Genomic DNA, 10,239 nt, shown 5'->3' with positions numbered 1-10,239 from the left:
GACGGGCACGACCGGGGCCAGAAGGTGATCGCGACCGCCTTCGCCGACCTGGGCTTCGACGTGGACGTCGGCCCACTGTTCCAGACCCCGGGCGAGGTCGCCCGGCAGGCGGTCGAGGCGGACGTGCACATCGTGGGCGTCTCGTCGCTGGCCGCCGGCCACCTCACCCTCGTCCCCGCACTCCGCGAGGAGTTGGCCGCCGAGGGCCGTGAGGACATCATGATCGTCGTCGGTGGAGTCATTCCGCCCGCCGACATCCCCGCGCTCCTCGGCATGGGCGCCACCGCGGTCTTCCCGCCCGGGACCGTCATCCCCGACGCCGCCCACGATCTGGTGAAGCGGCTCGCCACCGAACTCGGCCACGAGCTGTAGCGGGCCGCCGGCTGTTCCTCACACGACGACTGCCGCTCGTGGTCACCTGGACGGTGACCACGAGCGGCAGTCGCTTTCCGGAAGGAGTCAGGACGCGGTCAAGACCTCGTGGAGGCGGGCCGCGAAGGCCGTGGGGTGGGTCTTGAGGCCGTTGTGGCCGCCGGGGAAGGATTCCAGCGGGGTGCCCAGGCGGTCCGCCAGATTCCGGGCACAGCGGTAGGACCAGCTCCGGTCGGAGGGCCGGCCGGCCAGGGGGACGATGCGGGCCGGTCCGGACTTGAGGGCGTCGAGGTCGGCGTCGGACATCAGGTGGTGGCGGTAGGAGCCGATCTCGTGGGCGAGGAAGAACTCGATGTTGGCGAGCTGCTCGGGGGTCATGGGCGCCGGTACGACGTCCGGTTCAGCGTCCTGGCTGGTCACGTCGATGTCGTTGAACCGGGCCATGTGGGCCAGCGCGGGGCCCCAGCCGGCGGTGCGGTAGTCGCTCTCGGCAGCGGCGATCAGGCCGGCGGCCGCCTCCCGGTCGGCGCCCGTGAGCAGGGCCAGTTCGGACGGCTCGTGCGCCGCGTACACCGACACCAGGTCGGGCCGGTGCGCGGTCAGGTGCAGACCGATGACTCCGCCGACGCTGTGGCCGAACAGCAGCGAGGGCCCGTCCGCGAGTGCCTCCATCAGCAGCGCCAGGTCCTCGGTGTGCACCTGCGGGCCCAGTTCCGGTGCGGGGTCGCCCACGGCGGAGCGGGACATGCCGCGCCGGTCGTAGGTGACGACGGTGTACCGGTCCGCGAGCCGCTCCACGAGGGCCGCGGTGCGGCGCGCGTCGCCCCCGCCGCCGTCCATCAGGAACAGCAGCGGGCCGGTCCCGGTCTTCTCGTAGTAGAGCTCGGTGCCCGGTACGGACACGTGGGCGGTCGTGGTCACCATGCGGGAACTTCCTTGATCGTCACGACGCCGGCGGAGCTGATCCAGCCGGGTCCCTGGGAAAGCAGCAGGACGTGGTCACCGGGCGCGAGTTCGCCGGTGCGCACCAGGTGGTCGAGGGAGATGACCAGGTCGGCGGCGCCCACGTGGCCGACGGAGCGGCCGTAGTCCCAGCTGGAGCGGGACATCGGGAGGCCGAGGGGGGCCATGACCGAGAACTCGATCATGCGCCCGTCCTGGTTGATGGGGATGACGCGGGCGATGTCGGAGGCGTTCAGTCCGGCGTCCACCAGCGAGCGGTGCACGATGTCCAGGTCGAACGCGCCGATCCGTTCGACGGTCTCCGCGAGCGACATCTCCCGCTCGTTGAACCGGGCGGCCCGCTCGGCCACGGCCAGCCGCTCGCCCGCCCCGTCCTGCGGCGGCAGCAGCGACTCGTCGCCGCGGTGCCATGCCTCGAGTTCGGGCAGCGTCCCGGAGTTGACCGAGCGCACTTCGGCGAAGCCGTCCTCGCTGCTGAGCACGGCCGCGGCCGCCCCGTCGGCGAGGATGTAGGAGTCGCCGAAGCCGCGCCAGCGGTCGATCAGCGGGGTGGCGAAGTTCTGCGCGGTGGTCAGCAGCGCCGTCTCCACCTCGGCGGCACCGGTCATCTGCCCGACCGCGACCTCCATCGCGGCGAGCATGCCGTTGCAGCCCTGCCGGATGTGCAGCGACGGCACCTGCCCGACCCCGAGTTCACGCAGGACGTACGCAGGCGGATAAGAACCGTCGGGTCCCTGGTAGTAGACGCCGCTGTGCACATGCGACTCGATGTCCTCGGCGTCCAGGCCGGACCGTTCCAGTGCCTGCCGGGCGGCAGTGACCGCCATGTCGAGCGCCGGGATCCCGTCCGACACATGGGTGCCGGTCAGCCCGCTCGCCTTGTACACCTCCTCGTCGTACAGGCCGTCCGCGACCGCGTCCTCGGCACTCACCCGGCGGGGCAGGAACACCCCGACCGAACTGATGTACACGCCTTCCACTCTCACGCCATGTCTCCTTGGTGACTCGGCTGCCTATCGGCCGAAGATCTGCTGCTTGATGTGCTGGGCCAGCTCAGCGGAGGTGGGCTGGTCGAAGACGACACCGGGTGGCATGCGCAGCGCGGTGGCGTCGTTGAGGGCGTTGCGCAGGGCGAGTGCCGAGAGCGAGTCGAAGCCCATGTCCCGGAACTTGCGGTCGGCGTCGATTGCCTCGCCCGATCCGTGGCCGAGCACGCTCGCCGCGTGTCCCCGGACGAGGTCCAGGAGCAGGGCGTCGCACCCGGCGGCGTCAAGGGCGAGCAGCCGCTGCTTGAAGCTGCCGGCCCCGGCCGGGCCCTCCTTGACGGTGCGTCGGGCCGGTCCGCGGACCAGACCGCGCCACAGGGCGGGAAGCCGGCCGGCCGCGGCAAGCGCGGCGAGTGCCTCGAAGTCCGGCTCGGCCACGACGACCCCGGCCGCGCCGACCGCCGTCGCAGCGTCCAGGAGCTCCCCGTCGAGGGGCCCGGCCGGCCCGGGGCGGCCGGACAGGGCCACGGCCGTGGTCCCGCCGCTGCGCAGCACCCGCGCCCAGGCTTCCAGGAAGGCCCCGGAGGCCCCTTCCTCCGCGGAGAGCATGACGTACGCGGCGTCGGGCCCGGCCGCCTCGCGCAGTGCTTGCGCGGTGCGGGCCGTGCGGGCCGCCTCCACCTCGGGCAGTACGGTCTCCTCGGGCGTGCCTCGCGGTGCTTCCCGCGGCGCGCCCGCCGACGCCTCCGCCTGCGGGTCGACGGCGTGGACGACGGCGATGACCGGGTGGGCCGAGGGAACCGCCGCGAGGACGTCCGCCAGAGCCACCGGGTCGGCCGGATCGGCCGGGGCCACGGTGACCCGGGCTCCGGCCGCGGTGAGCCCGGCTTCGAGATCCGCCGTGTCCCGCGCGCCGACCAGCAGCAGGTTCCGCACACCGTGCCGTTCCGCCAGCCGGAGGGCGTACGGCTCGGCCTGCCGGCCGACGACGACGACCGTGCCCTCGGGGTCGTACGCGGGCCATGCACCGGCGACCGCCGGGGCGAGCCGGGGCACCTTGAGCGTGCTGCGACGCAGGGCCAGTTGGTCGTGACCTGCGGCGAGGGCCTTGACCAGGGAGCGCCACGACGCCTTGCTCCCGTCGGTGTCGGCCAGGACGAAGCGGTCCGGAGTCGTCTCCTGGGCGGCGCGGAGCAGCCCCCATACCGCCGCGGCTGCGGGGTCACCGCCCTGCGGTGCCGAGGCCGCCGTGGCGTCCTTGGTGAGGAACACCAGCCGGGAGCCGGCGAACCGGGCATCCGCGAGCCAGGTGCGGACGCGCTGCGCCGTCTCCTCCACGGCCCGTTGTACGGACGTCGCGATGTCTCCGTTCGCGGTGGCCGCCACGGACACCAGGACGACATCGGGCGCGGGGGCGCCCTCCGCCTCGATCCGGGCCGCCAGGGCGTCCAGGCCGGGGTGGGCCTCGGCGTATGTGCCTGCGGCCATGAGCCCGGAGCGGGCGCGGAAGACGTCCTCGCCGACCACCGCCCAGCTGTGCGGGTCCGCTCCGGCCGCCGGGGCGGGCTTCTCGTCGGTCCATTCGACGGTGTACTGCCCGCCGCGCTGGACGGACGCCGCCTGCCGGATGCGGTCGTCGGCCCCGTCCTCCAGCAGCATCGCGCCGACGGTGGCGACGGGCGCCCCGTTGCCGTCCGCGATCTCGACGGCGACGCCGAGGGGTTCGTCGGCGGTGGGCACGACGCGCACGCGCAGGGTGGTGGCGCCGACGGCGTGCAGGGTGACGTCGCGCCACCGCACCGGGGTGGCCCCGGCCGGGAGACCGGTCAGGACGGCGGAGCCGAGCGCCGCCTCCAGCAGGGCGGGATGCAGGCCGAACCCTGCCGGGTCGTGCCGGTCCGCGTCACCGGACACGATCTCGGCGTACAGCTCTCCGTCCCGCCGCCAGGCCGCCCGTACGCCGGGCAGCGAACCCGCGTCGAGCGGTTCGGCGTCGCGCGGCGGCCAGACCTCGAGGTTCCACCCGGGGGCGGGCTCCTCGGCGGCCAGGACGGCCGTGGCGTGCCGGGTCCAGGCGGTGCCCGGAGCCCTGCCCTCGCGCCGGGAGTGCACGGACAGCCTGCGCAGCCCGTTGTCCTCCGGCTCTCCGACCTCGACCCGCAGCTGCACGCCGCCCCGGCGGGGTACGACGAGGGGCTCGTGCAGGGTGAGTTCGTCCACCTGACCGGCGCCCGCCTCCTCGCCGGCCCGCAGGGCGAGCTCCAGGAACGTGGCACCGGGCAGGGTCTCCGCGTCGCCGAGCCAAGGCTGGGCGGTGAGGGAGAGGCGCCCCGTGTAGAGCAGCGATCCGGAGCCCGGCAGCTCGACCGCCGCGCCGAGGAGCGGGTGCGGGACCGCACCGGGGCCCAGGTCGGAGACGGCCGGGGCGGCGGCGTGGGAGGCGGAGAGCCAGTAGTGCTGACGCTGGAAGGGGTAGGTGGGCAGGTCGACGGGGTGGGTGACCTCGGGGAGCTGCGGGGTCCAGTCGACGGGGACGCCGTGGGCCCATGCCTGGCCGAGGGAGAGCAGGAACCGTTCCAGTCCCCCTTCGTCCCGGCGCAGTGACGGCACCGCGAGCGCCGCCACCGCACCGGCGGCTTCGAAGGTCTCCTGGAGACCGATCGCCAGGACCGGGTGGGCGCTCGATTCGATGAACGTGGTGAAACCATCCGCGAGCAATGCCCACGTTGTCTTCTCGAACTCGACCGTCTGACGCAGATTCCGGTACCAGTACCCCGCGTCCAGAACCGCGCCGTCGACCACTTCATTCGTCACGGTCGAGTAGAACGGGATCTCGGGCTTACGGGGAGCGACGGGTGCCAGAAGCTGGGCCAGCTCCTCCCGGATGGATTCGACGTGGGGTGAGTGGGAGGCGTAGTCCACCGCGATCCGGCGCGAGCGCACCCCGTCCGCGTCAAGCACCGCCACAAGCTCGTCCAGGGCACTGTCCGTGCCCGAGACCACGGTGGACGAGGGGCCGTTGACGGTGGCGACGCTGAGGTCGTCGGGCCACCGCACGAGGTAGGAGCGCACCGCGTCGGCGGGCAGAGCAACGGACAGCATCCCGCCCCGGCCGGCCAGGGCCTTGATCGCCCGGCTCCGCAGAGCCACCACCAGGGCGCCGTCCTCCAAGGACAGGGCACCGGAGACGACCGCAGCCGCGATCTCGCCCTGCGAGTGCCCGACCACCGCGTCCGGCACGACCCCGTAGGACCGCCACACGGCGGCCAGGGACACCATCACCGCCCACAGCGCGGGCTGGATGACATCCACCCGCTCCAGCAGCCCTTCCGGGTCGCCCTCCAGCAGCACCGTCAGCAGATCCCAGTCGGTGTGCAGGGACAGCGCCCGCGCACACTCCTCAAGCCGGGCCCGGAAGACCGGCGACGCCTCGAACAGCCCCGCCGCCATACCCGCCCACTGCGAACCCTGACCCGGGAACACGAACACCGTGCGACCCGTGACCGCCTCACCCGTTGCTACGGAGCCGGCCGCATCGCTCCCGGCCAGTGCGCCGAGCCCCGTAAGAAGCTCCGTGCGCCCGCTGCCGAGCACGACGGCCCGGTGGTCGAAACGCTCACGTGTATCGATCAGGGCAGCGGCCACCGCCCCCGCCGATTCCTGCGGATTGCGCTCAATGAAGCCCGCGAGCCGCACCGCCTGCTCACGCAGAGCGGCCGGGCTCTTCGCGGAGAGCACCCACGGCAGGTTCACCGGTGCCTCCGTCTCGACCCGGGACTCCTGCTCCGGGGCCTGTTCCAGGATCATGTGGGCGTTCGTGCCGGAGATGCCGAAGGACGACACGGCCGCACGGCGCGGGCGGTCCACCTCGGGCCACGTCCGCTGCTCGGTGAGCAGCTCCACCGACCCCTGGGACCAGTCCACGTGCGACGTCGGCGCATCCACCCCCAGGGTCTGCGGGAGGATTCCCTCACGCAGGGCCAGCACCATCTTGATGACGCCGGCGGCGCCGGAGGCGGCCATGGTGTGGCCGATGTTGGACTTCAGCGAGCCGAGCCACAACGGCTGGTCGGCCGAGTGCTCCTGCCCGTACGTCGCGATCAGCGCCTGCGCCTCGATCGGGTCACCGAGTCTGGTCCCCGTACCGTGCGCGTCCACGACGTCGACGTCCGTACCCGTCAGGCCGGCGTTGGCCAGGGCCTGGCGGATCACCCGCTGCTGCGAGGGGCCGTTCGGGGCGCTGAGCCCGTTGCTCGCGCCGTCCTGATTGACCGCCGAACCCTTGATGAGAGCGAGAACCGGGTGGCCGTTGGCCCGGGCATCGGACAACCGCTCCAGCAGCAGAACGCCCGCTCCCTCGCCCCACGCCGTACCGTCGGCCGCGTCCGCGAAGGCCTTGATGCGGCCGTCGGTGGCCAGGCCGCGCTGACGGCTGAACTCGGTGAACATACCCGGCGTGGCCATCACCGAGACGCCGCCCGCGACGGCGAGCGAGCACTCTCCGCCGCGCAGGGACTGCGCGGCCTGGTGCAGGGCGACCAGCGAGGAGGAGCAGGCCGTGTCCACCGTGATCGCGGGGCCTTCGAGGCCGAGGAAGTAGGCGAGGCGGCCGGATATGACACTGGTGGTCTTGCCGGTGAGCAGCAGGCCGTCGACTCCTTCCGATGCCTCGTGCATGAGGGAGCCGTACTCCTGGAAGAGCGCGCCTACGAACACTCCGGCCTGGCTGCCCTGCACCGACTCCGGCGGGATGCCCGCTCGTTCGAAGGCCTCCCAGGCCGTCTCCAGCAGCAGGCGCTGCTGCGGGTCCATGGCGAGCGCCTCACGCGGCGAGATCCCGAAGAAGTCGGCGTCGAACTCGGCCGCCTCGTAGAGGAAGGAGCCCTTGCGGACATAGCTCTTGCGGGAGCGGTCGGGGTCGGCGTCGTACAGGGCCTCCAGGTCCCAGCCGCGGTCGTCGGGCAGGTCGTCGGCGGTGCCGGCGCCTGCGGCGAGCAGTTCCCACAGCTCCTCGGGAGAGGACACCCCGCCGGGCAGCCGGCAGCCGAGCCCGATGATCGCTATGGGGTCGTCGGCGGTCCCGGCGCCGGCGGTCTCCGGGCCCTGCCGGACGGCTGCCGGGGCTGCGGCCGTGTCCTCGACGCCGAGCAGACCGCGCAGGTGGGCGACCATCGCGTCCGGGGTCGGATGGTCGAAGACGGCGGTGGCCGACAGGCGCAGCTTGGTCGCCTCACCGAGACGGTTGCGCAGTTCGACGGAGGAGAGGGAGTCGAAGCCGAGCGTCTTGAACTTGCTGTCGGGGCGGATCGACGCCGGGGAGGAGTGGCCCAGCACGGTCGCCGCATTGGTCCGTACGAGGTCCAGCAGGGCCCGGTCCAGATCGCCGCCGGTGAGTCCGGCGAAGCGGTCGCCGGCGGCACCCGTGGCCGCGGCGGCCGACGCGGCGGCCCGGCGCGCCGTACGGGCGCGGACGAGTCCGGAGAGCACGGGCGCCAGCGAGCCGCTGTCGGCCTGGGCGCGGAGCCGGGCGAGGTCGAGACGGGCCGGGACCAGGGCGGCGCCGGGGTCGGCGAGCGCCCGGTCGAAGAGGGCCAGTCCCTCGGACGAACCGAGGGGCACCAGACCGGCCCGTGACATGCGGGCGAGGTCGGCCTCGTCCAGGTCACCGGTGAGTTCGCTGCGCTGGTCCCAGAAGCCCCAGGCCAGCGAGGTGGCGGGGAGGCCGGCGGCCCGGCGGTGCGCGGCGAGGGCGTCCAGGTAGGTGTTGGCGGACGCGTAGTTGGCCTGGCCGGCGCCTCCGATGGCACCCATGACGGAGGAGAAGAGGACGAAGGCGGCGAGGTCGGTGTCGCGGGTGAGTTCGTGCAGGTGCCAGGCGGCGTCGGCCTTGGGGCGCAGGACGGTGTCGAGGCGTTCGGGGGTGAGTGCGGTGATCGTGCCGTCGTCGAGGACACCTGCGGTGTGGATGACCGCGGTGAGGGGGTGAGCGGTGGGGACGGCGTCCAGGAGTGCCGCGAGCGCGTCCCGGTCGGAGGTGTCGCAGGCGGCCAGGGTGACGGTCGCGCCGAGGGCTTCGAGTTCGGCCCGCAGGGTGTCGGCCCCGGGCGCTTGTGCTCCGCGCCGGCTGGTCAGCAGGAGGTGGCGGGCTCCGTACGCGGTGACCAGGTGACGGGCGAAGAGCGCACCCAGGGTACCGGTGCCACCGGTGATCAGGACCGTGCCCTCGGGGTCGAGTGCGGGCGGCACGGTCAGGACGATCTTGCCGACGTTCTGTGCCTGGCTCAGGAAACGGAAGGCTTCCGGGGCCCGGCGGATGTCCCAGGCACGGACGGGCGAGTGGTGCAGTGCGCCGGCCTCGAAGAGGGCGACGATCGCGGTCAGCATGTGCCGGAACTTCTCGGGGTCCCGGTGCGCGACCTCGATCAGGTCGAACGCCTGGTAGGCCACCCCGGGATGGGCGGCGGCGACCTCGTCCGCGTCGCGGATGTCGGTCTTGCCCATCTCGACGAAGCGGCCGCCGCGCGGCAGCAGCCGCAGCGAGGCGTCCACGAACTCCCGCGCCAGGCAGTCGAGTACGACGTCCATGCCACGACCGTCCGTCGCCTCTCGGAACCGTTCCTCGAAATCGAGGGTGCGTGAGGAGGCGATGTGAGCGTCGTCCAGGCCGGAGGCCCGCAGCGCGTCCCACTTGGTGGGGCCGGCGGTGCCGTAGACCTCGGCGCCCAGGTGGCGGGCGAGCTGCACGGCCGCCATGCCGACTCCTCCGGCGGCAGCGTGCACGAGGAGGGTCTCGCCGGACCGCAGTCCCGCGAGTTCGACCAGGCTGTAGTAGGCGGTGCCGAAGACGATGGGCATGGCGGCCGCCTCCTCGTACGACCACGCGTCGGGGATGCGTACGACGAGCCGGTGATCCACGACCGATACGGGTCCGAAGGAGCCGGGCAGCATGCCGGTGACCCGGTCGCCGACGGCGAGTCCGGTGACCTCCGCGCCGGTCTCGGTGATCACACCGGCGCCCTCGGTGCCCATGGACGCCTCGCCCGGGTAGACGCCGAGCGCGATCAGCACGTCACGGAAGTTGAGTCCGGCGGCCCGGACCGCGACCCGCACCTCCAACGGCCCGAGCGGGGCGGCCGCCTCGGCACCGGGCACCAGGGTGAGGGCCTCCAGGGTGCCGCGGGCGGTGACGTCCAGGTGCCAGGGCTCGCCCCCGCCCGGCGGGAGCAGGATGTCGGCGCGCCCCGCCGCACGGGCCAGGCGCGGGACGAGTGTCCTGCCCGCGCGCAGGGCGAACTGCGGCTCGCCGCAGGCGAGTGCGGCCGCCAGGGCCGCGGCGGAGGCCGGGTCCTCGTCCATGTCCACGAGGACGAAGCGCCCGGGGTTCTCCGTCTGGGCGGTGCGCAGCAGGCCCCAGACGGGTGCGTACGCCGGTGCGCCGGGTGCGGTCGCGGAGTCCGTCGCGACGGCCCCATGCGTCACGACGACCAGGCGGGCGTCGGCGAACCGGTCCTCTGCCAGCCACTCCTGGACCGCGGTGAGCACCTGGTGGACGGCGGCCCGGGCGGCGTCCGGCGTGCACCGGTCGTCCGTCCCGCCCTCGGTCAGGAACAGCAGGGCGTCGGTGGAGTCCCCGTCCGTCCACCCGTCGCGGAGAGCGGTGAGGTCCGCGTGACGGGTGGCCCGTACGGAAGCGGGCCCGGACCCGACCACGACGAACGGCCGGGCGTCGGTGTCCTGGGCGGCGTGCGCCGGGATCCAGTCCAGGTGGTACAGGGCGTCGTCGGCGCCACCGGAGCCCTGCCCCAGCTGACCGGGGGCCACCTCTCGGAGTGCGAGGGAGGTGATGGTGGCGACGGGTTGTCCGGTGGTGTCGGTGATGTGGAGGGTGATGCTGTCGGTGTGGGTGGGGGTGATGTGG

The 10,239-nt window shown here is 73.3% G+C and carries 4 protein-coding genes; 1 reads left to right on the top strand and 3 read right to left on the bottom strand.

Features of this window, described 5'->3' with window-relative positions:
* The coding region (locus ABZ565_RS34935; RefSeq protein WP_361036267.1) for a cobalamin-dependent protein at positions 1-372 on the top strand (372 nt) is incomplete at its 5' end.
* Positions 373-459: 87 nt separating this feature from the next.
* Here ABZ565_RS34935 and ABZ565_RS34930 read toward each other — a convergent pair.
* The 3 genes from ABZ565_RS34930 to ABZ565_RS34920 are packed head-to-tail and all read right to left on the bottom strand — an operon-like array spanning position 460 to position 10,142.
* Positions 460-1,296, bottom strand: a complete 837-nt coding sequence (locus tag ABZ565_RS34930; RefSeq protein WP_361036264.1) for an alpha/beta hydrolase — start codon at positions 1,294-1,296, stop codon at positions 460-462.
* Positions 1,290-2,321 (bottom strand): ketoacyl-ACP synthase III family protein, encoded by a 1,032-nt coding sequence (locus ABZ565_RS34925; protein WP_361036261.1) that lies wholly within the window; start codon positions 2,319-2,321, stop codon positions 1,290-1,292. The genes ABZ565_RS34930 and ABZ565_RS34925 overlap by 7 nt, the downstream gene beginning before the upstream one ends.
* A 27-nt stretch (positions 2,322-2,348) precedes the next feature.
* A complete protein-coding gene (locus tag ABZ565_RS34920) occupies positions 2,349-10,142 on the bottom strand; it encodes an SDR family NAD(P)-dependent oxidoreductase (protein WP_361036258.1) in 7,794 nt (2,597 codons plus the stop codon).
* Between the last annotated feature and the right edge of the window lie 97 nt (positions 10,143-10,239).

It is taken from the genome of Streptomyces sp. NPDC016469 (genome assembly GCF_040632905.1).
Taxonomy (GTDB): domain Bacteria; phylum Actinomycetota; class Actinomycetes; order Streptomycetales; family Streptomycetaceae; genus Streptomyces.
Note: the sequence above shows the minus strand (reverse complement) of the source record. Positions and strands in the feature narration are given on the sequence as shown.

Excerpts from the sequence above, each read along its gene's own strand:
- ABZ565_RS34930 (WP_361036264.1), bottom strand. The coding sequence starts at position 1,296 with ATGGTGACCACGACCGCCCACGTGTCCGTACCGGGCACCGAGCTCTAC.